Genomic DNA, 26,166 nt, shown 5'->3' on the forward strand with positions numbered 1-26,166 from the left:
TTTAATGTCGGGTCTCGGCCCGACAGCCGAGATACTTTCTTTTGCGTCGCCAAAAGAAAGTATCCAAAGAAAAGGCGACCCGGATGCCGCTTTGATCCTGCGCTCCGAAGCTTTTGACCGGGGTTGCCGAAAGGGGCTTCCTGCCCCTTCGGCAACGTGCGGCATCCCTGCCGCACCCCTACGGGCTGATCCGTCCAAAAGCTCCGGTGCTCGGTGCGGCATACGGGGCCAAAACCATCCCGGAATTTAGATGTACTTGGTGGCACCAACCCTAACACGACATTCAAACGTAGGGTGGGCAACGCTTTTTTGCCCACCTTGTTGAGTCGATAACTATAAATCCGCGTGGGCACAAACAGCTGTGCCCACCCTACAGGGCTCAACCCTTGTGGGTGCATTTGAGATAGCGTAATGCACCGAATAATCGAAGGCCAACATGCGGCGCAATACGGCTTCGCCTATTGACGCCCTTCGGATTGCAACTTACCGCGTTGAGTTAACTATGTGCCGCCTTAACGGTATAAACAACAAGACGTCGGAACGGAATCAAGCTGGATTTAACTATTCTTGCTGCTCCGTTTTTTTCAACTACATATTTTAAGTCTCGTATGCTGTAGTTTACGTCTTTGATCTCGACTGTCTCACTTTCCCTGCGAACGAATATATCCTTACTTTCTTCACCAAGTTTTTCCAAGAGAGCGGTCATCGCTTGTTTTTCGTAATCTTGTACTTCTTCCAAAATCTCTCGCCAGGTTGTGTCCTTAAGGCATCCCTTCCGGCGTTCATCATTTATAAGTTGCAACTTCCTTCTGCCGACGAAATAGATTAAACCGGAACCAGAAATTATAAGTACGGTAGATGAGATGACGGCCCAACTGGCGAGGGTTAGCCCCAAAAAGGTTGCTGGCGCGAGACCAATGCTTTGAGCCAAGCCGGACAATCCTATGGCAGAAAGACCACTGCCTAATGCAGTGCTAGCAGATGACACTGTCCCTCCAAGAGCGGCATATACTCCAGCTGCTGACGTGATACCAATACTTGATAAGAGCCCTGCATTACCTACAACGAAAGCTCCAATCCAAGTGGACGAGAGCGTTCCGCCAACATAACCGACGGCAGCAGTTGACGCAATCCACATACCCGAAGAGTGAAGAACCGGTATGGCTATAAAAGGCAGCATAAATATTCCTTTCTCGCATAACAAGAGATTAAATGGTTTCTGTATATCATCCGTATACGCAAGTAAGGCCTTGCTATCTGGACGGGTTTCCTCCCGTATGCCGCGCCGAGCACCGTAGCTTTCGGCGGGAATAGCCCGTAGGGGTGCGGCAGGGATGCCGCACATCGACAGAGGGGCAGGAAGCCCCTTCTGTCGATCCCCGTCGAAAGCTACGGAGCGCAGGATCAAAGCGGCATCCGGGTGGCGTTTCTTTTGGTGACTTTTCTTTGGCCAAACAAAGAAAAGTCACTCGGCTGTCGGTCCGAGAACCGACATTAAATTAACCCGTCGCGACAGCGACACAAATAAACAACAACTCAACCCACTTCCAAAACAATTACATACTCACCATCGACAGCTCGTGTCTCCAACACCTTATGCCCATTAATCCGACACCAAGCCGGAATATCCTGCATCACGCCCGGATCGGTACATTCCACCGTCAACACATCACCGGTTTGCAAGGTTTTGACCTTGTCCTGAGTGCGGATCACCGGCAAAGGGCAAAGCAGACGGCGAGCGTTTAAAACATGCGCACTCATACGAACCACTCCTGCGGAATTTCGTCGGCGAGCAAAGGCTTCACAAACACATTGCGTTCTGCGCCGTCCCGGTCGCGGATAGTGACTTCCACCTGCTCGGCTTCGCGGCCCTGGCCGTAGCGTGCGGTAATTTGCGCGGCCTGCAGCAGATCGTCTTCGCTGGGCGTGCCGTCGATCAAGGCCAGCGGGCCGCGATGGCTGGCGCAGTTCATGCTCATAAACTCTTTTTTATAACCGCTCATGAAGCGGGCTTCACCGTCCTCGCGAGCTATGATGACTTTGAAATGTGGTTTGGGGCGAATATGCCTGCCCACTTTCAATAGCATCACATCGTCCAGATCGTAATCGCGTTCGCCGCGCGCTTTCCATAGATCGACCAGCTTTAATGAATAGGCTTCGTCGGTCAAAAAACAGCAGCCGCCGGCTGGCTGGGCGTAGTCGGTAAACCCATATTCTTTCGCCAAGGTCATTTGCGGTTTGCGCGAACGGCCGCTGAAGCCGAACAGCTTGTCGCGACTGATCCAGCCTTCGCGTTCCGGTAGCGTAGCGGGCAAGTTTTGCGCGGATAAGGGCCTGACCAGTAAATCGTCTGCGCCCGATTCGGCGGCGACGATGGGCATGGTTTGCTTGCGTTGCGACATGGGGCGTTGGCCGACCACTTCGCCGGTGATGATGAAGTCGAAACCGTTTTCCTGCATCCACTGCTTGGCCTTATTGACCATGAAAATCTTGCAGTCCAGGCAGGGGTTCAGGTTGGCCCCGTAGCCGTGCTTGGGATTGAGCAGTACCTGCTTGTATTCTTCGATGATGTCGATGATATGCAGCTTGATGCCCAGTTGCTCGGCTACCCACAGCGAGTTGTTGCGCTTGACCTTATCGGCGTCTTGCTTGCGAATTGCGTGGGTGTGGCCTTCCACGCAAAAGCCGGTGAAAAAGTTGATGCCTTCGACGTGGATACCTTGCTCCATGATAGCCTTGCTGGCCAGCATGGAATCCAGGCCGCCGGAAATCAGCGCCACTGCTTTTCTTTGTTGACTCATAAATCAGATGTCTAGCAGGAAAAACGGCGCATTATACTGTGGATTTCGGCAAGATGCGGCCGCCAGCAACGCTGGCAAGCAATTAATTTGGCAAATTCCAGCGGGAAAAACCACTAAAAATCAGCGGTTTGATTCTGGGTGGTCTGTGATTCGCCGGCGGCTAACTGCCGGCGAATCACAGGCGCCGCGATGGCGTCAAATTCTAAAATGACCAACCGTCTGGCGTAATTGATTGGCCAGCTCAAGCAACTCGCGGCAGGCCTCGGCGGTATGTTTGGCGCCGTTGGAGGTTTCTCCGGACACGTGGCTGATATTGCTGACATTACGGTTAATTTCTTCCGCTACCGCCGTCTGTTGCTCTGCTGCGGTGGCGATCTGATTATTCATGTCGTTGATGGTAAATATTCTTTCGCTGATGGTGTTGATCGAATCACCGGCCGAAGCGGCCTGCTCAACGCTGGACGCGGCGCGCTTTCTGCCGTTTTCCATCACCGAAACCGCTTCTTTCGCCCGGCCTTGCAGCCTTTCTATGGTTTGGCGGATTTCCAGCGTCGAGTTTTGCGTGCGGCTGGCCAAGGTACGGACTTCATCCGCCACCACCGCAAAGCCGCGGCCTTGTTCGCCGGCGCGCGCCGCTTCAATGGCCGCATTTAACGCCAACAAATTGGTTTGCTCTGCGATGCCCTGAATCACGCTCAATACTTCGCCTATGCTGTTGCTGTCGTTTTCCAGATCGTGAATCACATTGGCGGCATTTTCCACTTCGGTAGCCAGTTCGTTAATGCCGCCAACCGCTTGCGTGACGATATTTTTTCCCGACGTCGCTTCCCGGTCCGCCGTTTCCGCAGCTTCGGATGCCTTAACCGCATTCTTGGCGACCTCTTGTACAGTCGAGGTCATTTGTTTCATCGCATTGGCCACCAGCGTGGTTTCTTGCAATTGCCGCTCTACGCCTTGTTGGGTGGATTGGGTGATAGTCGCCAGCTTATTGGCGGCCTGCGCCAGCCTGTCGCTGGTCACGCTGATTTCTTCAACGGTTTTGGCGATCTTTTTCACGAAGGCATTAAAGCTTGAGGCCACCCAGGCAAACTCGGATTTACCCGATGCGCTGAGTCTGGCGCGTAAGTCGCCGTCGCCGCTGCAAATGGCTTGCAGGTTCAGAGCCAATGCAGTCAATGGGCCAATGATGATTTTGCTCATCACCAGATAACCGGTGATACCGATAATTAAAAGTGTCAAACCCAAAAAGCCGATAGCGTAGAGCACGGTTTGCTTCAACTCGCTAAATGCGGTGCTGAAGGGAGTGATGATTTCGAATGCGCCGTGCAAATCACCTGCCCGGCGGTTTTCCATGGCATAGCCGAGTAAATCCTGGCCTTTGTCGTTGCCCCATAAGGCTTGCGAGGTCTGCGGGTCGCCGTGACAAAGCTCGCATTGCTTGACCATTTTCACCGGTCTGAAATAGCGAATTTCCTGTTTTTCTTCGTCGACAATGCTGTATTCGCTTACCGAAGGCTCTTTTTGGAATTTGTCCAGAACCTGTTGTTCCAGTTGATCCGGCATGTTTCTGGGCGGGTTGCGCGGATTAAGTGCGGGTGCTTTAAAACGAAAACCGCCTTCCTTGGCTTTGGCTTCAATCACGTCCCAGGCGTTGGCGGTGGGGACGGTAGCAATAATCAGGGAGCGGCGGCTGGCTTCATCCTTGCCTTGCACCAATTGCCGGAGGTATTCCGGCGAGTAAAGACCGCTTTCCCACTTCTTGCTTACATTGTCGCGAATCGATTCGGAAAGCAGCAGCAATTGCCGGGAAGATTCAATCTTACGGTCTATCAGTTTTTGTTTTTCGATGTTGGCAAACATCAACAACAAGCCCAAGCCCAGGACGAAGAGGATACCCGTGGTTATCGCTACCACTTTGACTCCGACCGAATGCCAGTTCATCAAGAACATAAGATTTCCCCGTTAAATTTATTGTTATAAGACTCAGTAAATTGGTAGAGGGGCGATTAAGCATTCCCTCTGCCAAGTAGTGTAGAAAATCAAAGAGGGCTTGAGATTACGGCCATTTAAGTGTCGGTGTGGATGTTTTGTGGCCGAATCGCCCTGTTCAAACTGCCAATAACGCGTTCGAACTCAGATAAGGGCATGGGCTTACCGAATAGATAGCCTTGAAAGGCATCGCAGCCTATACGCTCCAGGCAGATGCGTTGATCCTGGGTTTCCACCCCTTCGGCTATCACATTCAAGCCCAGGTTGTGGCCCATGCCGATAATGGTTTGGGCAATCACCGCATCGTTAGGATCAACGATAAGGTCGCGCACAAAGCTTTGATCGATTTTGAGTTGGCTAAGCGGCAGCTTCTTCAGATAACTCAATGAGGAATAACCGGTGCCGAAGTCGTCCATCGAAAAACGTACGCCCAATAATTTCAGCGTTTGCATTTTTTCAATGGCATCTTCTACATCGTGCAATACCATGCTTTCAGTCAATTCCAGTTTGAGTTTTGCCGAGTTGGCGCCTGTGTTGTTAAGAATCCGGCAGATCAAGTCGACGAAATCGGACTGACGAAACTGTCTGGCGCTCACATTCACGGCAAGTTGTAAATGCTGGGTGAGCGGATTCTGTTCCCAGGCCCGCAGTTGCTCGCAAGCGCATTGCAACACCCATTCGCCGATAGGCAAAATCAAGCCGGATTCTTCGGCAAGCGGGATAAACTCAGCCGGCGAAATCATGCCTTTTTGCGGATGTTGCCAACGTAATAACACCTCTGCGCCAAAAATATGAGCGTTTTTGTCTACCTGTGGTTGGTAATGCAGGCTCAGCTGATCTTGGGCCTGGGCATGGCGTAAATCGAACTCCAGCAATACGCGCGACTCCAATAATGCCTGCATCTGTGGATCGAAGAAGCGCAACGTGTTGCGGCCGGCATCCTTGGCCTGATACAGGGCCGCGTCGGCGCGTCTCAGCGTGTCGTCGAACGAGTTGTTGTGTTCGTCGAATATGGCTATCCCGATACTGATAGAGCCGAGATGTTCTTTGCCATTTAACAACATGCCGGTATTGATGGCGCACAATATCTTGTTCGCAACTTCTTCGGCATTTGTGGTTGCCTCCGGTTGCGCGCTGCCCAGATTCTCCAGCAGCACTATAAATTCGTCGCCGCCCAGCCGGGCAACGGTATCGCCTTGACGGACGCAGTTTTTTAAGCGCGAGGCAATTTCTATTAATAGCTGATCGCCGATTTGGTGACCCTGAGTGTCGTTAATCGTTTTGAAATTATCGACATCTATCATCAACACCGCGCCATGCTTACGCGCGCAACGGCTGTTGTGCAAAGCCTGCTGCAACCGGTCTTGCAACAGGCGGCGATTGGGCAGGTCGGTGAGCGGATCGTAATACGCCAGGCGATGAATGGCCGCTTGTGCTTCCTTGTGTTGGCTGATGTCGGTAAAGGCCGCCACGTAGTTGCAGGTATGGCCGTCCGCGCCGGTCACTACGCTGATAGTCAGCCATTTCGGGTAAACGTCGCCGTTTTTGCGCTTGTCCCAGACTTCGCCTTGCCAGAATTTTTCGCGCTTCAGTGCGGCCCACATTTCCCGGTAAAATTCTTGGCCGTGGCGGCCGGATTTTAAAATCGAGGGCTTGTTGCCGATTACTTCGTCCGGCTGATAGCCGGTCAGCCGGGTGAAGGCGTTATTGACGCGCAGGATGATATTATTTTCGTCGGTAATCATGATCCCTTCCTGAGAGTCGATAGCCGTTTCGGCAATGCGCAATTGACTCTCGGCCCAGCGGATGTTGCTGATGTCCCGGCTAATGACTACCATGCCTTTGCGTTGGCCGTTTTCCTGATAAATCGGCGTTTTGCGTACCTCTATTTCGATCAAACGGCCCTCGTCGTTGACAATATGATCCTCAAACATGATCAAGTGCCCGGCCTTCCATACCGCTTCTTCATCCGAAAATAGTTTGATGTGTTTATCCAGCGCGTTCGGCTGTTGATCAGCCAGTTCCAGATAGGTCTTGCCCTGCCAATTCATGCCGTCAAATCGGAACAGCTGTTGCGCATGCTCATTGGCGAATAACAAGCGACCATCGCCGTCTTTGAACAGAATGGCGTCGGGAATCGCTTCTATCAGGCTAATGAGTTGCTGGCTGAGGGCTTTTAGTTTGCTTTCGCTTTCCTGCAAATCCTGTTGCGCCTGCGTGCGCACCGCGATTTCGGCGGCCAATTGCTGATTGCTCGGTAAGGTCAACGCCTGCGGTATCAATTTAATCAGCAAAATTGCCGCCGCCACAGAGATGGCTGCCGTCGAGGCCCTGATGACTGCATCCAGCCAATACAAGGGGTGCCAGATCAGGAAGACGGACATCAGATGCGATGCCCCGCAGCCCAGGATAAACGCACTAAACATCAGATAGACGCCGCGAAATTTCAGGTCTCGGCGCTGCGATACGAAGTAAGCCAGAATAACGGCGATAGCGAAATAGGCCAGGGTGATTAAGGCATCGGAAATCACATACGACCAGAGCAGGCCGGGCGTCCACTTTAGGCAAAATCCATGCGGCATCAGTCCGCCCGCACTGAAAAAATCAAAGAATGGTATTTTCACGCTATTTTTCCTGTACGGCTTGGTCCTGGCGTAACCGTGGACGGGTTTTGTGTATCGGACAATCCTTGGCTAAGCGCGGTTTTGTGCTCTCCAGGCAGTCATGGCAGGCGGCGCGAACGAATGGTGTGTGTTTGCTGAAGTATTTATCGAATATGCCGGTATCGAAAATCTGATGTACGTCGCTGCCACAGCCTTGCAGATTGAGTTCGACGCCGGCCTTCATCCAGTCGCAGATTAGCGAGATGGTGGCGATGCCGCACATATTGAATGTAGGGATGTTTTCGAGCGTTATCCTGGCGCTGGCGCGCGGATTGATTTTTGCGTGGGCCTTGCATGACGCCAATAGTTCACGGCATTTTGCAAACTCCAACGTGTTGCGAATAGTCACCTCAAACAATTCACCTGTTACCGATACTTGCATAGATGAACACCCGATGCATTCAAAATTCTGGATTCTGCATCATATGTAAATGTTGATCGTCTGAATATCAGCTAATCCGAAATTACAGGTAAGTAAAGATGTGATTTTGCGTGAGCTATTTCCTTGGCGTGTAGGCAAGTAACTACATATTCAGGCGATGCGCATCATAGTAGCGGATCAATTCGGCGTTATTACTGATTTGCAATTTTTCAAACAGCCGGGCTTTGTATGTGCTGACGGTCTTATTGCTGATTGATAAGTCCCTGCCGATGTCGTTCAGGCTTTGGCCCTTGGCCAGTAACTGCAAGATTTGAAACTCGCGTTCGGATAATTTTTCATGCGGTTTGCTTGGCTCGGAGCCCTCGAATTCAAATACCATTTTTTCGGCGAGTTTAGGGTCGATAAAACGGCCGCCGCCGGCGACTCGGCGGATGGCTATCAGTAAGGTCTCCGGATCGTTATCTTTGGTCAGATAGCCATTGGCACCGGTTTTCAACGCGCGCGAGACGATTTGCAATTCGTTGTGCATGCTCAAAATCAGGATGGGCAATGCCGGGTATTGGCTGCGAATCCGGTGGATCATTTCCACGCCGCCGAGATCGGGCATGGTTAGATCCAGTAACACCAGGTCAACAGAATTTTCATCGAGAAAACTCAGCAATTGCTGGCTGTTTTCGGCCTCGCCAGCGACGGTAATATCGGCGGAGAGCGCGAATAGTTGTTTGAGACCGCCTCGCACAATGGCATGGTCGTCGGCAATAATTAGTCGGATCATAGTTCTGGTCTTTTAGGGTTAGCCGGGATACGTACCTGGATAGAGGTGCCTTGGCCCGGGACACTGGAAATATTGGTTTCTCCGCCCAACATCAGGGAGCGTTCCCGTATGCCGATCAGGCCAAACGATTTGGTCTTAGTGGGCGCATTGGCGTCGAAACCACGACCATTATCGTAAATTTCCAGGCAATAGTGGTCCTTATCCAAATTGACGGCAATTTTTACCTTGCTGGCCGCCGCATGTCGCAGCACATTCGTCAACGATTCTTGGGCGATCCGAAAAATCACGATTGCACATTCCTCGTCCATATCGAAATCATCCTCCGGATACAACAGATCGCACTGAATCCCGGATTGTTCCGCGAATTTCCTTACCAGCCACTCCAAAGCCGGCACTATCCCCATTTCTATCGCCGAGGGACGTAACGAGGTTGCTACATCACGGGTAACCTGAATGGTTTGGTCCAGCAATTCCATGATGTTGCGGATTTGTTCCGCCAGTCCCTGGTTATTAATCGCGAATTTCATGCGTAGCAGCGACATTTCCATACGCAGAGCCGTCAACATTTGTCCGAGTTCGTCGTGAACTTCGCGGGCCATGTGTTTGCGTTCTTCTTCGCGGGCTTTTTCCCGGCGGGCCGCCAGTTGCCGCAATTGCAAACGAGACGATTCCAGGTTTTTTTCTATCACTTTCAGTTCGGTGATGTCCTGGGATGTGCCTATGCCGCGCACGAAACTGCCATCCCCGGCAAATTCAAGGTCGGCCCGTTCCCTAAGCCATTTTACTTTACCCTTCGTCACGATACGGTGTTGGATGTCGTAAGGTTCGCCACGCATGGCTGCCTGCCAGGCGTCATGAACATAATGACGGTCAGCCGGATGGACACATTCCAGGAAGAGCTCATAGCTTATCGGCGTGCCCAAAGGCATGCCGAAAATCCGGTAGTTTTCGTCCGACCATTTCAGAGAACTCTCTCTAAGGTTCAAGGACCAACTGCCCAAATGCGCTTGGGCTTGGGCGTGTGCCAGATGTGCTTCGCTTTCGCGCAACGCGTTTTCGATCAGCTTGAAATTGGTGACATCCATATTAACCCCGACGATTTTTTGCCCGCCGCTTTTGGGATCACCCGCAATAATTGCCGAAGCCTGAATGAAACGTAAGGCGCCATCGCTCTTCCGGCGAATCCTAAACTCCCAATGCGCTTCCTGTTGGTCTCGAATTAACTTGCGAAGTTTGGCTTCGGTACGCGGTAAGTCCTCGACCACCACTGAGGCAACCCAGGTCAGGTGGTCTATAGGCGTTCCCACGGGGATGCCGAACATCTCGTACATGCGTTCATCCCATTCCCCGATACCCAATGCCAGATCCCACTCGCAAATACCGATTGCCGCGGCTTTGGTGGCCAGGCGCAAGCGCTCGCTGTAATTGCGAAGTTGCTCTTCCGCGCTTCGGCTTTCGGTTATATCGCGCGCCAGACCGATGGTGCCCAGAACTTCGTCTTTATCGTCAATGATGGGCGCTTTGATCGTTTCAGTCCAGGTTTCCCGGCCAGCGTCGAAGGCTCGTTCAGTTAACGATACTTGCTGTCGAGTTAGCATCACTTCTTGATCAACAGCAAGGTAATGCTTGGCCAGACTTTCGGGCCAGATGTCGAAATCGGTCACATCCGCTAAATCGCGCAGATTATCGATGCCCACGGCGTTTAGCCAATGTTTGTTGGCTTGAATATATTTCCCGTCGCTGTCCTTCATCCACGCCAAAAACGGCAGACTATCGTACATGGCTCGCAGACGGGCTTCCGACTCGCTGATGCGTTTTTGCGCGGACTTCAATGCGGTTATATCGGTAACCAGCACGAAAAATCCTTTCACTTGTCCTGCCGCGCCATCGGGCAAATAAGCGGATTGCGTATGGCGTGCTTCACCCGAAACATTGACGATGGTGCGCTCAAAATATTGCGGTTGTCCCGTCAGCACCGCATCGATAAACGGCTTGTTCAGGGCGTATAGCTCATCGCCGATGACTTCGCGAATATGTTTGCCGAGCAAGTTTTCGGAAGTAAAGCCGAACCATTCTTCATAGGCTTTATTCCCAAACTTGTTGATAAGATTTTTGTCCCAGTAACCGATCATCGCCGGCATATGGTTGAGGACGGAGACCAAATTCTGTTGGCGCTCTAAAATTTCGGACGCGTTCTCCTGCTTACTTTGCAACGAAATATCCGAAAGTATCGCTAGCCATGCCGATATGTTGCCGTGCCGATCCGGTAGGCCTCGACCGCTAACGCTGACTAGGACGTCGGTGCCGTCTGCGCGTTTGACTATTAAATCGATAGCCTCCGCCATATCGGGGCCATCAGACTTGAAACACGGTAAATGCGCGATTGGAAAAGGCGTATTGCCGCCTGGGGAAAAAAGGTAGAGTCGTTTCTCCCAATCGGGCGTTGAGCCGATTCCCAGCAATAGTTCGGCCGCGCGGTTGACGCTGATGATTTTGTGAGTAGTGTCGAAAACGATGACGGCTTCTTTAATGCTGTCGATGATTCCGTATAGCAAGTCGGTTTCATGTTCAAAATTATTCAAGTTGAGTCGGCGGTTTGGCATCTCGACGAATTGGCAATAGTTTGGGAATGCAAGCATAAACGAGCTGCTGCATTTTTAGGCAAAGAAATTAACGGGAATTCGGGCAGGCGAGAGGATACTGCTTCGGCTTCACTTGTCGGCGGATTGGCCTACACTTTGGGCATTATCAATTCGAGAGTCGCCCGCATGGAATTTAAAGACTATCTAAAAATCCTCGTCCAACACGACGGTTCGGATCTGTATTTGACGGCGGGGGCTCCGCCGGCGGCAAAGTTTCAAGGCACCTTAAAACCGCTGGAAAACGTGAAACTTAGCCGTGAACGCATCAAGGAAATTGCCGACGGCATCATGGATGCCGAGCAACGCGCCGCCTTTGAACATGTGCCGGAAATGAATCTGGCGATTACCGAAGAAGGAATCGGGCGGTTTCGGGTGAATATTTTCAAACAGCGTAATTGCCATGCATTGGTGATTCGCAACATCAAGGTCGATATCCCCAGTGCCGAGGCCTTGGGCTTGCCGCAAATCCTGAAAGATAAAATCATGGAAAAGCGCGGGCTGATTTTGTTCGTTGGCGGTACCGGTTCCGGTAAATCGACATCCTTGGCGGCCTTGATAGATTATCGCAACAGCAACTCGTCCGGGCATATCATCACCATCGAAGACCCGATCGAGTTTGTGCATCCGCATAAGAAGTCCTTGGTGAATCAGCGCGAAGTGGGTGTCGATACCCTCAGTTATGAAGATGCCTTGAAAAACACCTTGCGGCAGGCGCCGGATGTGATTCTGATTGGGGAAATTCGCAGCCAAGAGACCATGGAGCATGCCTTGGCTTTTGCGGAAACCGGGCATCTGTGTTTGTCCACATTACACGCCAATAATGCGAATCAGGCCTTGGACCGCATCATCAATTTTTTCCCTGAAGAGCGCCGGCCCCAGTTGTTAATGGACTTGTCCTTGAATCTGCAAGCGTTTATTTCTCAACGTCTGGTACCCACCGTCGAAGGCAAACGGGTGGCGGCTATCGAGATTTTGCTGGGCACTAAATTGGTGAGCGATTTAATCCATAAAGGCGATATTCACGCCATTAAGGAAGCCATGGAAAAATCCGAAAATATCGGCATGCAGACTTTTGACAGCCATTTACTCAAGCTCTACAAAGGCGGGGTGATAACCTTGGACGAGGCCTTGCGCAACTCCGATTCGCCGAACAATTTAAAACTGAAAATCAATTTGAGCGAAGGTTTAGGATCGGCGACCAAAAAGCCTAGTTCGCTGGCAGGCAGTCTTGCCTTGGAAGAAATCAGCAAGAAAGAAGGTGATGAGGATGGTGGGGGGCATTAAGGAAATTCCGAAGGACGTTTCAAAAAAGTCTTTGTTTTGTCGTTCCAACGAATGTGGGCGTCCGGGAAAATCAAAAACCGGATACATTTCCAACCTAACCAGCCACATATTCCGTTTGATTAGGCCAGCAATGAATGTCGGCTGTTGAGAGCTGCGGATTGGTACTGTCGACCCGATCCGGTCCCAGCTAACGAGGTCTGCTGTACTTCTATTAGCAGTCGCTCGGTATTATTTCTGTCAAAGGAGACCCATTTCATGTTTTGACGTCCAACATTTTGGACGCTAATCTTCAGGGCAAATTTCTTGATTAAATCATCCCCTTCGAACTGGCGGCTGATCCGCCAGTTGTGTGGAATGTGATTTTGTGTAATGGCTCCATCAATTAAAGCCAAAAAGGTCAAAAGGTAACAACCACATCGGCACCCAAGATAAACTGGCTGTCCTTATTGCGTTCATCATAAGCATCGACGCCTTGCGACCAGTCGTAGCGCGCTTCGGGTCTAAACATCAGCCATTTCGCCGGCTTCCAGTTTAGGCCGACCGTCGCCGCATAATAATTAGCCGATCCGGTTGCGAGTACCGCGCAACTGGGGCACATTTGACCAACCCGAACGCCGTCATCATCCCGAAACCATTCCCCCCTCACGCCCACTCCGACGGTATCGGTGACGTCGTATTTCAGTTGAGAGTGGATACCGTACCATTCGGCGTCGGCAAAATTGTTCAATGGATGCTGCTGCTCGATGCCGTGATCGTGCTGCAGCACGTAATGCCAGCGTTCCGCAAAGTTGTGCTGAAACACCAGACTGTAGAATGTACGATTATCGCGTTTGTTAATGCCGGTCTGCCGCTGAAATTCCCGCAGATTGTTGTCACTGTTGACGTCGCCGGTAATCAGCGTTGCGGTAAACGAGGTTGCCGCATCGTCGCTGGTCCAGGTTGCACCGCCCAGGAAATTCCAGTTCTCCATGTTTTTGTCGAAACCGTCCCAAGCACCGTTGCCGTCCAGCACCCCGTTAAGTTTGGTATGGCCGCCGGTGACCGCGCCCAGTGTCACGCTTAAATTTTTATGGACCGGATACGTGGTGGTCATGCCGAAATGGGTAAACGGCTCGCCGTATTGGAAAGTGTAAGGATGCGTATAGAAAAAATTGTCAGGTGACAATCCGGTCTCGTAACCCATAATCGTATAAAACCGGCCGACGCGCGTCGTCAAACCTTTGCCGATCGGCGTGAAAATATCCAGATAGGCATTCGGGATCGCCAGTTTATAAAACCGCTCGTCCGAACCGATCAAACGACTATCCCAATGCCCGCCGCCGTAAGGGTTGATGGTATTGAAACGGGCATCGCTACCATACATCAGCGTTAGCTTGCCGCCGATGTCCCAATGGTCGCCGCTGGTATCGACGTCGCGGATCAACTCGCCGCCGAGCTGGTGCAGATTGAACTCATTGGCTCGGTCGGCAAACACCACGGTGCCGTTGTAGCCGTCGCCTGGGTCATTGGCGTTGTAAACGATACCGGCATCCGCCCAGCTGTGGACACGCAGACCGGCGGCTTTCATCCAAGGTAAATCATTAATCAGCGATAAACCGTTCAATAAACCGGCGCGTTCCTCTGCCGGCAGCGGCGACATCGCCATCAGCAACGGTGCGGCATACATCCATTGGCGAGTTCGGGAAAATGAGGTGGTCATAGGGTTCTCCTGTCGGGAAATGGGTAATCAAAAGCTTTTTTTGGGCGCAAACGCTCCCGTGAGCCGGAAAATCCAGCTTGTAGGGGTACTGTTGCGGAAAATTTACGGGGTAAAACTGACTGCTTAGTCGGGACGGGTGAGATAGGCGCGCCAGCCGCCGAATCCGGTAATGTCCAGTGCTTCACGCACGGCGGCCGCCTCGCAAACAAAGCCCTGTACCGTGCTACCGTCGTGTAAAAGCACACTGCCGATACCCAATGGCGGCGGGATTTCGGCAACAAACTCACCATAACGGCTTATCGGCAAGGCCCAAACTTCGACGCTGATCGACGCGCCGGTTTCGTCGCGTACCATCCCGGGCCGTTTCCCGTCCGGCAATGCGTAAAGTCGGTAAGTTGGCGCGGTAAATGTGCTTTGTAAAAAGATACCGCCGCGTCCAGTCAGCAAATGGTTCAACGGCAATCCGGACATATGCGCGCCACACACGGCGACCCTGACAAAACCGAACTCATCCTCTGTAGCATTGACAGCAAAGTCGGAACTCGAAATCTGTGAGATACCCAAACTGTGCGGATTCAATTGTTCGCGCCGTTTCGCCAACGCCAACAAAGCCCGGTCGGCAAAGGCCGGCGCGCATAACGTAATTCCAAACGGCAAACCGTTGGTACGAAAACCGGCCGGCAGGGCGATGGCACTGAGGTCAAGCAGATTCATGAAATTGGTGTAATAACCCAGCCGGCTGTTCAATTCGACCGGAGAGGCTTCGACGGCGGCAATCGGGTAGATTGTGCCGGTGGTTGGCGTAACCAGCACGTCGACTTGCTGCCAGATCGCTTCGCTTTGCCGCTTCAAGTCCTGTAAGCGGTAAAACGCGCGCCAGGCGTCGGCGGCTGATAAGTCGGAGGCTTTGGCCAAAATGTCCCTGGTAACCGGAAATAAAGCATCGGGGTTGTTGGTCTGCATTAGTTCACCGGCCACCAGATAACGCTCGGCCAGCCATGGCCCAGCGTAAAGCAGGGCGGCGGCTTCGAGCAGCGGCTGAATGTCCACTTCGACCATGCTGCCGCCTTGTGCCTGCATTTGCGCGACCGCCTCGGCAAACAGGCTTTCCGCCGCATCGTCGCCGAAGAATTGCAATTGCTCCGGCTTCGGTACACCGCAGCGAAAACGGCCGGCAAAGCCCGGCGGCACCGGCAAGGGCTGGTCTGGGCGGTTGTAGGCGTCCGCATCGTCGTAAACAACGGCGACCTGTAGTACCTGCTGGGCGTCGGCGGCCGTCAACGCAAACACCGAGACGCAATCCAAGCTACGACAAGCCGGCACCACCCCGGCGGTACTCAACAGCCCGCGCGTTGGCTTGATCCCGACCAGATTATTGAACGCCGCCGGCACCCGGCCGGAACCGGCGGTGTCGGTGCCCAAGGCAAAGCTGGCCAGACCGGTCGCCACCGTAACCGCCGAACCCGAGCTGGAGCCGCCGGCGATGTAAGCCGGATCGAAACTGTTTTGGCAAACGCCGTACGGTGAGCGGGTGCCGACCAAGCCGGTCGCGAATTGGTCCAAATTGGTTTTGCCGACCGGGATCGCACCGGCGGCTATCAATTGCCTTACCACGAAAGCCGATTGCTGAGGTTGGTAGGCGTAAGCCGGGCAAGCTGCCGTGGTCGGCAAATCGGCTAGATCGATGTTGTCCTTGATCGCAAACGGAATCCCATACAACGGCAATTCGTCCGGCGATTGGTCTGCCAGCGCCTTGGCGTAAGTCAGCAGCCGTTCGAGCGGCAAGCGGCTGATCCAAACCCCACGCTCCGGCGCGGATTCCAGGCGTTGCCAGAGCATGTTCACCAGCGCCGCAGGCGTCAGAAGACCGTTGCGGTAGGCGTGGCTAAGATCGGCGATGCTCAGTACTTTGGGTAATTCGCTCCACGTTTTCATGCGTCCTCCCCGGCCTGCAACACCAGTAAATCCTGGCCGGCGTTGATTTGCCCACCTTCGGCGCAAAACACTTGCCAGACCGTGCCGTCTTCCGGTGCCGCGACCGGAAATTCCATTTTCATGGATTCAACTATCACCAAGGCGTCGCCTTTCTTGACGCTATCTCCAGCCTGGACCAATACCTGCCAGACGTTGCCGGCGATATGGCTGGCAACGGCACGGGCGCCGGCTGGCAAGTCCAGCTCGGTATCGATGGCCGCCACCGCGATGGCCTGATCATCGGCATAAGCCTGTCCAGCTTGTTCCCAGCGTTCGCGTTCAGCATCAAAGGCAGCCTGCTGGCGACTCTTGCATTCGGCGATCTCACCAGCGTGTTCGCGCAGAAAGTCGTTGTACTGGCGTAAGCTGAACGTTTCCTCGCGAATATCCAGCTTGAGCTTGCCGCTGATCACATCCTGCCGGTAGCGCAGTAATTCCTCGGCGGATACCGGATAAAAGCGGATCTGGTCGAAGAAGCGCAGTAACCACGGCTTGCCGTCGCGAAAATCGGCGGTTTGCCGGTAGCGGTTCCACATCGGCACGGTGCGACCGACGAACTGGTAGCCGCCCGGACCTTCCATGCCGTAGACGCACATATAAGCGCCGCCTATGCCGACCGCGTTTTCCGGCGTCCAGGTCCGGGCCGGATTGTATTTGGTCGTCACTAACCGGTGGCGCGGATCGATAGGCGTCGCCACCGGCGCGCCAAGATAGACGTCACCCAAACCCATCACTAGATAACTGGCGTTGAACAGGATGTCCTTGACCTGTTCGATACTGTCAAGACCGTTGATGCGGCGAATAAACTCGATATTGCTCGGGCACCACGGTGCGTCCTTGCGCACCGATTGCATGTATTTTTCGATTGCCAGTTGCGTGGACGGATCATCCCAGGACAGTGGCAGATAGACGATTCGGGTCGGTACTTCCATGTCCTCGATGGCCGGTAGTTCCGCTTCGGCTTGCGCCAAGATCCGCATCAATTCGTCCAGCTTCAGGCGTCGGTCGTAATGCACTTGCAAGGAGCGGATGCCCGGCGTCAGATCGACGATGCCGGCGATGGCTCTTTGTTGCAGCCAAGTTATCAAGGCATGCACCCGAAAACGCAGATTGATGTCCAGCATCAATGGCCCGTATTCGACCAGCAGATTACGGTCGCCGGCCTGGCGGTAGGTGACGGCCTCCCTATCTGCGCTGGCCGGCACCTGAGCGAGTATGCAGCTTTCCCCGAAGCTTGCTGTTGCCGGCAGTTCCGGTAACACGGCATGGGTCGGATCGGCTAAGGCCTGCTCGACCCCTGCATCCAGACTCGCTGCTTGTTCTCGGTTCAGACGGATAAAACGCAGCGTATTGCCCGGCTTCAATTGGCCCAGCTTCCAGAGTTCCGCGGCGACCACGGTAGCCGGGCAGACAAAGCCGCCCAAGCTGGGGCCGTCCGGGCCGAGGATGACCGGCATGTCGCCGGTGAAATCCACCGCGCCGATTGCATAGGCGTTATCGTGGATGTTGGATGGATGCAAACCGGCTTCACCGCCGTCGCTGCGCGCCCAACGCGGCTTCGGGCCGATCAGGCGTATGCCGGTGCGGTTAGAGTTGTAATGCACTTCCCAATCGGTCGCAAAAAATTCGTCAATGTCTCTGTCGGTAAAAAAATCGGGTGCACCGTGCGGGCCGTAAAGGACGCCGATTTGCCAGTGCTCGGCGTAATGGGGTAGCGCGTTCTTATTTGGAACGACCTCCTCTGCCATAGCGGCTTTCGCCGCTACCGGCAATACATCGCCGACCCGCAACACCCGGCCGCCGTGACCGCCGAATTGACCCAAGGTAAACGTCGCGCGGCTGCCCAGATATTCCGGCACGTCGAATCCACCTTGTATCGCCAGATAGGCACGGCAACCCTGGCCGGCGATATTGCCCAGTTTCAACACGTCGCCGGCCGACACTTGAATGGCTTGCCAGAAAGCCACCGATTCGCCGTTCAACTCGGCTTTCATCGCCGCGCCGGCCAACACGATGCGAGTGGCGAAATTAAAACACAGGCTCGGGCCGTTAATCGCCATTTCCAGGCTGGCTGCATCTTCCGGATTCCCCAATATCCGGTTCGCCAACCGAAAAGCCAGCATATCCATAGGACCGGACGGCGGTACGCCGACGTCCCAATATCCCAATCGGCCCGGATAATCCTGGATCATGCTTTGCGTGCCGGCTTCGAGCACGTCGAGCGTTCGCGGCTGGTAGTTCAGCGTAGTCAGGTAGGCGGTAATCTGGTGGCCACTACGAAACACATCGTCGGCGACGATCTGCCGCAAATAGGCCAGATTGGTCTCGATCCCGTACAAGCGGGTTTGGGCCAAAGCGATATTCATCTGTGCCAGCGCCTGTTCGCGGTCGGAAGCATGAACAATGACTTTGGCTAGCAAGGGATCGTAATACGGCGTGACTTCCAAACCGTTTTCCAGCCAGTGGTCGACTCTGACATCGTCCGGAAAACGGCAATCGGTCAATAGGCCGGATGAGGGTTGGAAGTTTTTGTTAGGGTCTTCCGCGTATACCCGGACTTGCATCGACCAGCCCTGCGGCGCATGCCTATATTGATCCAGAAATCCGCTATCGCCGGCCGCCAGGCGCAGCATCCAGGCCACCAAATCGGTGCCGGTGACTTGCTCGGTCACGCCGTGCTCGACCTGCAAGCGGGTGTTGACTTCCAGGAAATAAAATTCGCTGCTGTCTTGGTCATACACGAATTCGACCGTACCGGCCGAACGGTAATCAACAGCCTCGGCCAGCGCCAGAGCATGGCGGTAAAGTGCCGCGCGAGTGGTTTCGGTGAGTCCCGGTGCCGGGGTTTCCTCGATCACTTTCTGGTTGCGGCGCTGTACCGAACAATCGCGCTCGCCCAAATGGATCACCCGCCCGGTGCCGTCGCCGAAAATCTGCACCTCGATGTGACGAGCGCGCTCGATGAATTTCTCCAGATACAGGCCGCTGTCCTTGAAATTGGCCGCGCTCAAGCGCTGCACCACGGCAAACGCCTCTTGGAGCTCGGCTGCGTTGCGACACAAACGCATGCCGATGCCGCCACCGCCGGCTGTGCTTTTCAGCATCAACGGATAGCCGATGTCAGCCGCCGCTTGCAAGGCCTGGTCGATATCCGCCAGCAAGCCGGTGCCCGGCAGTAATGGCACGCCGCAGGTTTTGGCGATCTCGCGGGCAGTGTGTTTCAAGCCAAAACGCCGCAACTGCTCCGGCGTCGGGCCGATGAAGACGATACCGGCTGCGGCGCATTGCTCGGGGAACTCGGCGTTTTCGCTCAAGAAGCCGTAACCGGGGTGAATGGCCTGAGCACCGGTAGACAATGCTGCTGCCAAAATCCGCTCGCTGCGCAAATAGCTGTCGGCCGCCGCCGCGCCGCCGACGCAGACCGCTTCGTCGGCTTCTTGAACATGGCGAGCGTGGGCATCGGCTTCGGAATACACCGCGACGCTGGCGACACCCAATTCTCTTAAGGTCCGAATGATGCGGCAGGCGATTTCACCGCGATTGGCGATCAATACCTTGTTAAACATGAATCCTCGATTGGCGGGCCGTCCCGCCTTGGCATACCGGCGCCGGGTCGTCCCGGCACGGATAAAGGGTTAATCCCAAATCAGCAGCCGGACCGGCGTCGGGTTATAGGCGTTACAGGGGTTGTTCAACTGCGGACAGTTGGAAATCAGCGCGATGACGTCCATCTCCGCCCGCATTTCGACGTATTTGCCCGGTGCCGAAATGCCATCGGCAAAGGTCAATTGACCATCAGGAGTGACCGGCACGTTCATGAAGAAGTTGATGTTGCTGGCAATGTCGCGCTTGGCTAGACCGCAGTCGGCGTGACCAATCGCCAATAGAAAGCTGTCGCGGCAGCTATGCATATGCTTTTTATCCAAGGCGTAGCGGACGGTGTTGCTTTCGGCGGCGCAGGCGCCACCCAAGGTGTCGTGGCGGCCGCAGGTATCGGCCACGATGGTCAGCAGCACGTTACCCTCGCTGGACATCAGCCTGGTGCCAGCACTTAGGTACAAATTGCCTTGGTGGCGGATGGTATCGGTGGCGCTGTAGCGTTCTTCATAGTCGGCCGCGCTGTAAAACAAGGTGTCGACGGCTTGGTTGCCTTCCAAATCCAGGATGCGGAAGGTTTGACCTTGCTTGATGGTATGCAGCCAGGGTTCGCCGGCCGGCAGGGTGTATTCGTACATGGCGCTGCTCGGATCGAGCGTGCTCTCGACGATGGGCATAGATTGGTCCTCGTAAAATCGGTGATTACAGGAAATAGCGTTCGGTATTGGTAAAGCCCCGGCTATTTTCCGGGCGGAAATTGCGGCACTTATCGTCCTGGTCAGGGGAGGCTCCGCGGTAGACCTCCAAAAGCACTGGTTTGGGCTGATAGTGCGGATTGGGGTCCAAGGGATGCGGACAAGTGCTGAGCACTACCAGCGTATTCATTTCAAAACGCAGTTCCACTTGGCTGCCGGGAATGGAATGGCCCACGTGATACTGTAAATTGCCATCTTCGCCGACCACTATCTTGCTGAAAAAGTTGACGTTGGCTACCAGATCGCGCTTGCCCAAGCCCCATTTTTCCAATTCGATCAATAAGCTGTCTCGGCCATTGCGATACATGGCGTTAAGATGGCTTTGATAGCTGGCCGTACCGTACTTGGCAAGCACTTGCGCAGCATCGGACACGCCGCATACGGTGTCGTGCCAACCCAATGTGTCGCCGGTAATCGAACACAACACTCGCCCCATATCCGAATAGCACACAAAGCCTTCGGTCAGATGAAAGGTATGCTGGGCCTTTAAGGTGTCGGGCATGTTGTAGCGTTCGCTGCGTTCGTCGTAGTTAATGAACAAGGCCGCCAGATTGGCGCCGCCTTCGCTGTCGGTCAGGCGCAGCCGGTTGCCGCGCCGCATCCGGAACGAGGTATGCGCGCCGGCGGGCAGGTCTTCGCTCCACAACAGGTCTTCGTTATTGATCGAGGCTAAGCTCATCGTGGTCTCCTTAATCGGTTAGGGCGCCGGGTTTTGGCCCAGACGCTCGAGTAGTTCGTAATTGGTTTGCATGCCGGACGTCTCGCGAATGCCGGCTAAAATCTGCTTTTTCAAGGCAATGAAGCCCGGGGTCTGCTTCATGTCCTGGTCGCGGTGATCCTGCAGAGGTACGGTGTGCACTGCGGCGATGTGTCCCGGCCGGGGGGCCATCAACACCACCCGGTGCGCCAGATAAATCGCTTCCTCTACGTCGTGAGTAACGAACAGCACTGTGGTTTTTTCCAGGATGGAAACGTGCAGGATCAGATCGTGCATCACTTCGCGGGTCTGGGCGTCCAGCGCACCGAACGGCTCGTCCATCAACAGAATGCGCGGCCGCGCCATCAAGGCTCGAGCAATTGCCACTCGTTGCTGCATGCCGCCGGAGAGCTGATTGGGGTAAGCGTCGGCAACGTGGCTCAGGCCCATCAAGCGGACCAAGGCGTCGGCCCGGCCTTCGGCGGATTCGACATCGCTCAACGTCGACACGTCGCGGTGCACTTTCAGTTGCCGGCAAAACGTGATGTTCTCGGTCACGGTCAACCACGGATACAGGCTGTAATGCTGGAACACCATGGCCCGATCGATGCCGGGACCAGCTATCGGTACGCCGTCGACGCTGACGCTGCCACCGCTGGCCGGTTCCAGGCCGCCAACGATACGCAGCAAGGTCGACTTGCCGCAGCCGGATGCGCCGACCAGCGTGACAAACTCGCCGGGCGCGATATCGAGATCGGCATCTTGCAGTGCGACGATGTCCGCGCCGTTGGCGGCAAAGCGTTTCTGCAATTGGCGGATTTGAATGATTGGACTCGTCATCAGCGCTATCTCCGGTACAGCCAAGGGAAGCTGCGGCGATGCGCCCAGCGGAAGCATTGGTCGGTAGCCAACCCGAACAGGCCGATCAGAATGATGCCGGCGAAGATTTTGTCGGTTTGCAGAAAACGTTGCGCTTTCAATACCGCAAAGCCCAGCCCGGAATTGGCCGCGACCAACTCGGCCACGACCAGGTAAGTCCAGGCCCAGCCCATCGTCACCCGTAAGGTATCCAGAATCGCCGGTTTGGCCGACGGCATGATCACCCGCATCACGATTTCGTCGCGGTCGGCGCCCATGGTTTGCGCCGCCTCGATTTGCTCCATTGGCACCCGGCGTACGTCCTCGGCAATCATCAGCAACATCTGGAAGAAGGTGCCGATGAAAATGATCGCGATCTTGGCGCCCTCGTCGATACCTACCCACAGCATCACCAGCGGAATGAAGGCTGCCGCAGGCATATAGCGAATGAAGTCGGTCAACGGCTCGAATAAAGCCTTGACTGGCGCATAAGTGCCGACCAAGACACCTAACGGCAAGGCCAATACTGCCGACAATAGAAACCCTGCCACCACCCGGTAAACGCTGATCGCGATGTCGCCGAGTAAATCACCGTCGTGTAGCCATTCCCAGGCGCTGTTCAGCACCAGCGGCGGGGTCGGCAAAAACACCGGGTCTACCGCGCCGCCAGTCGAGGCCAACCACCAAGCCAACAACACCAGCAGCAAACCACAACAGGCGATCAGCCAATGGATGCGCCGATCCAAACTGCCGCGTATCGCCCACAGCGGTCGTCGCGGAATTAAATTGACAGTCATATTTGCTCCCCGGGCTAATGAGCGGCGAGCGCTTCGGCCACCAACGAGGCGTCAAAGCCGGTAGTCAAATCAGGCACGGATTCGATTAGGCGATTGTTTTTCAGAAAGCCGGCGATGGTCGGACCGACCGCTGCCAACGAGCCAGGTTCGCTGGCGGCTGCCATGGCTTTGAGATTGTCTTCGAGGGTAAAGAAACGGGTACCCGGCAGAAACACTTTATAGGCGTCTGGTTTCATGCCAACCACCTTGGCCATGATGGCGACGGCTTGGTCCGGCTGCTCGCGGATAAAGCGCTGGGTATCCTGCCAGGCCTTGATCATGCCTATCAGTTCGGCGCGGTGGGTTTCGATGGCTTTAACCCTTGCTACGAGTAAGTCGGGGATCAGACCCGGCATGTCTTTGGAAGTAAATAAGGCAGTGCCTTTGCCGCTGGTTTGGATATTGTTGACCCAAGGATTCCAAACCACCGTTGCATCGACCCGGCCGCTGAGAAATGCCGCGGCCGCGTCGCCGGCCGACAGGTTCACGGTTTTAATGTCGTCGAAACTCAGGCCGTTCTTGCTCAGCGCCGTGGCGAGCACGAAGTGGGAAATTGAATACTGTTCGAGTGCGATGGTTTTGCCTTTCAGGTCGGCAAAGCTTTTGATGGCGGAATTCACCATCAAGGCATCGTTACCGTCTGAGTTGTCGTTGACCAAAATGGCTTTGACCGGCACTTTCTTACTAAGCGGCGCCATGGTGTCCGACCAAGTTTGGCAATTGGCGTCCAGCTGGCCGGCCGAGAGGGCCGAAATCGAGTCGGTGTAATTGGCAAACCAAACCAGCTTGACCTTGGCACCGTATTTTTTGAAATAGCCGTTTTTCTCGGCGACGTACCAAGCTACCCAGCCGGGCCAATCGCTGACGCCGACCTTTACCTCGGCAAAAGCCGGTTTGGACAAGCAAAACAAGGCCGCGGCGAGGATGAGCGCGATAAAGCGGGAGAGGCTGTGGGAGAAAATTGAGGTCATGAGTAGCTCCAGTCGGGTTAGAAAAGCTACACGTAGAGGCGGACCGGTTTGCTAAACCGTCTGACCTCCCGGGCTTTTATCCCGCCGTGTAGCTCCCCGAAAGAAGCCGGCAACTCTCGGTCGCTGACGCTTAAATTTAAGCCGGAACCCTAGTCACCATTTTTGATAAGGCGCTTTTATGATCGCGCCTCACGTGTTATTTATATCCTAGCATGAAATGCGCCATGTTGAATTTTATATTTAAATCAACAGCATATAAAAATAGGCCGCTAGCAAAGCTCAGCATTTTGCTTATTAGTGGTGCAATTAAAGGCAAATGCTGATCTAAATTGGTGCGCAAAAATTCTAAATAAGTTTGATTATCTGAACCCCAGTTGTCTCGAGAAATGTCCTCTTTTGAACAAAGACCGGACCTTCAAAGATGTCATATTTCCCTTTGCTGGATGACTCAAAATGGCCGGTCGGCGCCACTGGCGGTTTTGAAATTGGAATCGATGGCAAATTTCATCGGAATGCGCCACTGGATTTTTTATGTCATCGAATATGCCTAGACTATCAATGTCGAAAAACAGCGGATAACCCATTCTGCATGCGAGAAGCAGGTGATTAATTTCGTTGAGGCTAATTGTCGAACCATCGGTGTAATCGACTGACTCAGATTCTCCTAAACGGTTTTAAACAGACTAGGGTAAGTCTGCGATGCAGAGGATCTTATAAACCTCGTAAGCCGGCTGCTGATAGGGATGGCAAGCCAGCAGGGTTTGCACTACGGTTTTGATCAAATCATCGGCACAGACCATTTCTATCTTGTACTCGGCGACCTGGTGAATTTCACCAATACTGCCCAGATAAGGTTCGCTATCGGCGAGCGGCCGGAATTGGCCTTGGCCTAGCACTTGCCAGGCACAACTGTCGTAATCGCCGATACGCCCGGCACCTTGCTCGAATAAGGCTTGTTTTAACTGTTCGGCATGACTCACCGGCACATAAAAACTCAGTTTATACATAGTGTCGGGTACCGGTTGGCCATGCCAAGCAGTTTGTCGGTGCGAACATCAGCCGGTAGCCAGTAAAAACACTCCCCACAGCACCACGACCAGCGTAATTTCCTCGATCATGTTGATGGCGGCTTGTCGGTCTGCCCGGCTCAGCATGGCTGTTTGATTGGCTTTTTGATCGCGCATATGAACGGATTGATGAAGCATAATCTCCTCCTAATGGTGGTTGGTATAGCTACGCATTTGTCCGACTAATACCCCTTGTATTTCCACTTGCTCAGGCCGGTAACGCATGGCCTGCATCGAGGAATTGGCAGGAATTAGCAGGGTTTCGTGTGGGTACTGCTCGATAAATTTCAAAGTCGCTTCGGCTTTTTCGACCAAGGCGACGACGATTTCGCCGTTACGGGCATGGCTGCGCTGTTCGATGATTACCCAGTCGCCGTCGAAGATGCCTTCTTCCTGCATCGAATCCCCTTTTACTTTCAGTACATAACAAGGGTTTTCGGTTTTCAATTCTTCAGGCACTGCCATGTAAGAAATGTTTTCGATCGCTTCTATCGGTCTGCCGGCGGCTATGGTGCCGACAAAAGGCAGCATGCCGGATGCCGCGGTTTTATTAATCAGCGATTTGGCGTGTTCGGTCAGGCGAATTCCGCGTTGCTTGCGCTCCGGTGCTTCGATCAGATTGGCGTCGATCAGCGCCTTGATCTGGCTGTGCAATGAACCGCGCGATTTCAAGCCCATTGCCGCGCACAGTTCCTCCAGTGTCGGCGGATGACTGAACAGCTCCTGATTCTGTAGCAGGAAGTCGAAAATTTCTTGTTGTTTACGAGTTAATGTCATGGTTGTTCTGTATTTGTTTTGCAAAAGCATACAATGAAAACAAATATAGAACAAATGATTTTTTTGTTCTCGGCAAAATTTTATTGCTGGCAGGTTTATGGGCGATTTACCGGTTGATTGTGCGTTCCCAACTCTCTGGAAATAGAAGCGTAACGAAGCGAAGATTGTTTGACGGCGATGGGTGTAACTATGGGCGTATTTTTGTTTGATGCGAAGCCCAAGGTATCTGAACGCGTAAGATATTGGCGGCTGCGTAATTTTTGTTGGTTTTCCAGTAGGGTTCCCGGAAAAATAGCAGCATCTCCGGGTGCTATTGCAGCTCTGGGAGCTGAAAACTAAAAACCCGTTGGAGCATGCAACGGGTTTATTATTTGTGCCGACTAGGGGCTGTTGCCGTTT

General features: G+C 53.9%; 20 protein-coding genes and 1 riboswitch. Of the genes, 1 reads left to right on the plus strand and 19 read right to left on the minus strand.

The genetic code is table 11. The annotated features are described in order from the left end of the window. Positions 1 to 496: 496 nt before the first annotated feature. From A1332_RS21075 to A1332_RS21110, 8 genes are all read right to left on the minus strand, one after another. Positions 497 to 1,180 carry a hypothetical protein gene (locus A1332_RS21075; RefSeq protein ID WP_082879814.1) on the minus strand — a complete coding sequence of 228 codons (684 nt, stop codon included), beginning with the start codon at positions 1,178 to 1,180 and terminating at the stop codon, positions 497 to 499. Positions 1,181 to 1,536: 356 nt separating this feature from the next. After that, positions 1,537 to 1,761: a sulfurtransferase TusA family protein gene (locus tag A1332_RS21080; protein WP_064010384.1), complete on the minus strand. Its 225-nt coding sequence runs from the start codon at positions 1,759 to 1,761 to the stop codon at positions 1,537 to 1,539. Continuing rightward, positions 1,758 to 2,801 carry a tRNA (5-methylaminomethyl-2-thiouridylate)-methyltransferase gene (locus A1332_RS21085; RefSeq protein ID WP_064010385.1) on the minus strand — a complete coding sequence of 348 codons (1,044 nt, stop codon included), beginning with the start codon at positions 2,799 to 2,801 and terminating at the stop codon, positions 1,758 to 1,760. The genes A1332_RS21080 and A1332_RS21085 overlap by 4 nt, the downstream gene beginning before the upstream one ends. 195 nt (positions 2,802 to 2,996) lie before the next feature. Next, positions 2,997 to 4,751 carry a methyl-accepting chemotaxis protein gene (locus A1332_RS21090; RefSeq protein ID WP_064010386.1) on the minus strand — a complete coding sequence of 585 codons (1,755 nt, stop codon included), beginning with the start codon at positions 4,749 to 4,751 and terminating at the stop codon, positions 2,997 to 2,999. 116 nt (positions 4,752 to 4,867) lie between these two features. Then, positions 4,868 to 7,414: a GGDEF and EAL domain-containing protein gene (locus A1332_RS21095; protein WP_082879815.1), complete on the minus strand. Its 2,547-nt coding sequence runs from the start codon at positions 7,412 to 7,414 to the stop codon at positions 4,868 to 4,870. Position 7,415: 1 nt separating this feature from the next. Next, positions 7,416 to 7,835: a hypothetical protein gene (locus A1332_RS21100; protein ID WP_064010387.1), complete on the minus strand. Its 420-nt coding sequence runs from the start codon at positions 7,833 to 7,835 to the stop codon at positions 7,416 to 7,418. 142 nt (positions 7,836 to 7,977) lie between these two features. Then, positions 7,978 to 8,610: a response regulator transcription factor gene (locus tag A1332_RS21105; protein WP_064010388.1), complete on the minus strand. Its 633-nt coding sequence runs from the start codon at positions 8,608 to 8,610 to the stop codon at positions 7,978 to 7,980. Then, entirely contained in the window at positions 8,607 to 11,249 is a 2,643-nt protein-coding gene (locus A1332_RS21110; RefSeq protein WP_082879816.1) for a PAS domain-containing sensor histidine kinase, read from the minus strand. The genes A1332_RS21105 and A1332_RS21110 overlap by 4 nt, the downstream gene beginning before the upstream one ends. Before the next feature lie 129 nt (positions 11,250 to 11,378). On the opposite strand from A1332_RS21110, the gene A1332_RS21115 reads away from it, so the two are divergent. Next, positions 11,379 to 12,536, plus strand: coding sequence for a PilT/PilU family type 4a pilus ATPase (locus tag A1332_RS21115; protein ID WP_064010402.1), 1,158 nt, complete (start codon positions 11,379 to 11,381; stop codon positions 12,534 to 12,536). Between the two features lie 397 nt (positions 12,537 to 12,933). Here A1332_RS21115 and A1332_RS21125 read toward each other — a convergent pair whose 3' ends face one another. The 11 genes from A1332_RS21125 to lexA form a co-directional block, all read right to left on the minus strand. After that, a complete protein-coding gene (locus tag A1332_RS21125) occupies positions 12,934 to 14,235 on the minus strand; it encodes a porin (RefSeq protein ID WP_064010391.1) in 1,302 nt (433 codons plus the stop codon). 123 nt (positions 14,236 to 14,358) lie between these two features. Continuing rightward, positions 14,359 to 16,170 carry an allophanate hydrolase gene (atzF, locus tag A1332_RS21130; RefSeq protein ID WP_064010392.1) on the minus strand — a complete coding sequence of 604 codons (1,812 nt, stop codon included), beginning with the start codon at positions 16,168 to 16,170 and terminating at the stop codon, positions 14,359 to 14,361. Beyond that, positions 16,167 to 19,775, minus strand: a complete 3,609-nt coding sequence (gene uca / locus A1332_RS21135) for an urea carboxylase (protein ID WP_064010393.1) — start codon at positions 19,773 to 19,775, stop codon at positions 16,167 to 16,169. Before uca ends, atzF begins: the two co-directional genes overlap by 4 nt. A 69-nt stretch (positions 19,776 to 19,844) precedes the next feature. Then, positions 19,845 to 20,483 (minus strand): urea amidolyase associated protein UAAP2, encoded by a 639-nt coding sequence (locus tag A1332_RS21140; RefSeq protein WP_064010394.1) that lies wholly within the window; start codon positions 20,481 to 20,483, stop codon positions 19,845 to 19,847. 25 nt (positions 20,484 to 20,508) lie between these two features. Next, a complete protein-coding gene (locus tag A1332_RS21145) occupies positions 20,509 to 21,240 on the minus strand; it encodes an urea amidolyase associated protein UAAP1 (protein WP_064010395.1) in 732 nt (243 codons plus the stop codon). Between the two features lie 18 nt (positions 21,241 to 21,258). Beyond that, on the minus strand, positions 21,259 to 22,098 hold the full coding sequence (locus A1332_RS21150) for an ABC transporter ATP-binding protein (RefSeq protein WP_064010396.1): 840 nt from the start codon (positions 22,096 to 22,098) through the stop codon (positions 21,259 to 21,261). Between the two features lie 5 nt (positions 22,099 to 22,103). Beyond that, a complete protein-coding gene (locus A1332_RS21155; RefSeq protein WP_064010397.1) occupies positions 22,104 to 22,913 on the minus strand; it encodes an ABC transporter permease in 810 nt (269 codons plus the stop codon). A gap of 14 nt (positions 22,914 to 22,927) precedes the next feature. Beyond that, positions 22,928 to 23,923 carry an ABC transporter substrate-binding protein gene (locus A1332_RS21160; protein ID WP_064010398.1) on the minus strand — a complete coding sequence of 332 codons (996 nt, stop codon included), beginning with the start codon at positions 23,921 to 23,923 and terminating at the stop codon, positions 22,928 to 22,930. Positions 23,924 to 23,986: 63 nt separating this feature from the next. Continuing rightward, positions 23,987 to 24,087: riboswitch (guanidine-I (ykkC/yxkD leader) on the minus strand. Between the two features lie 519 nt (positions 24,088 to 24,606). After that, positions 24,607 to 24,930, minus strand: coding sequence for a hypothetical protein (locus A1332_RS21165; protein ID WP_064010399.1), 324 nt, complete (start codon positions 24,928 to 24,930; stop codon positions 24,607 to 24,609). A 48-nt stretch (positions 24,931 to 24,978) separates the two neighbouring features. Continuing rightward, complete coding sequence (locus tag A1332_RS25445; protein ID WP_157200643.1) at positions 24,979 to 25,128, minus strand: hypothetical protein; 150 nt, start codon at positions 25,126 to 25,128, stop codon at positions 24,979 to 24,981. 9 nt (positions 25,129 to 25,137) lie between these two features. After that, a complete protein-coding gene (lexA, locus tag A1332_RS21170; RefSeq protein ID WP_064010400.1) occupies positions 25,138 to 25,767 on the minus strand; it encodes a transcriptional repressor LexA in 630 nt (209 codons plus the stop codon). Between the last annotated feature and the right edge of the window lie 399 nt (positions 25,768 to 26,166).

It is taken from the genome of Methylomonas methanica, assembly GCF_001644035.1.
Lineage (GTDB): Bacteria > Pseudomonadota > Gammaproteobacteria > Methylococcales > Methylomonadaceae > Methylomonas > Methylomonas methanica_A.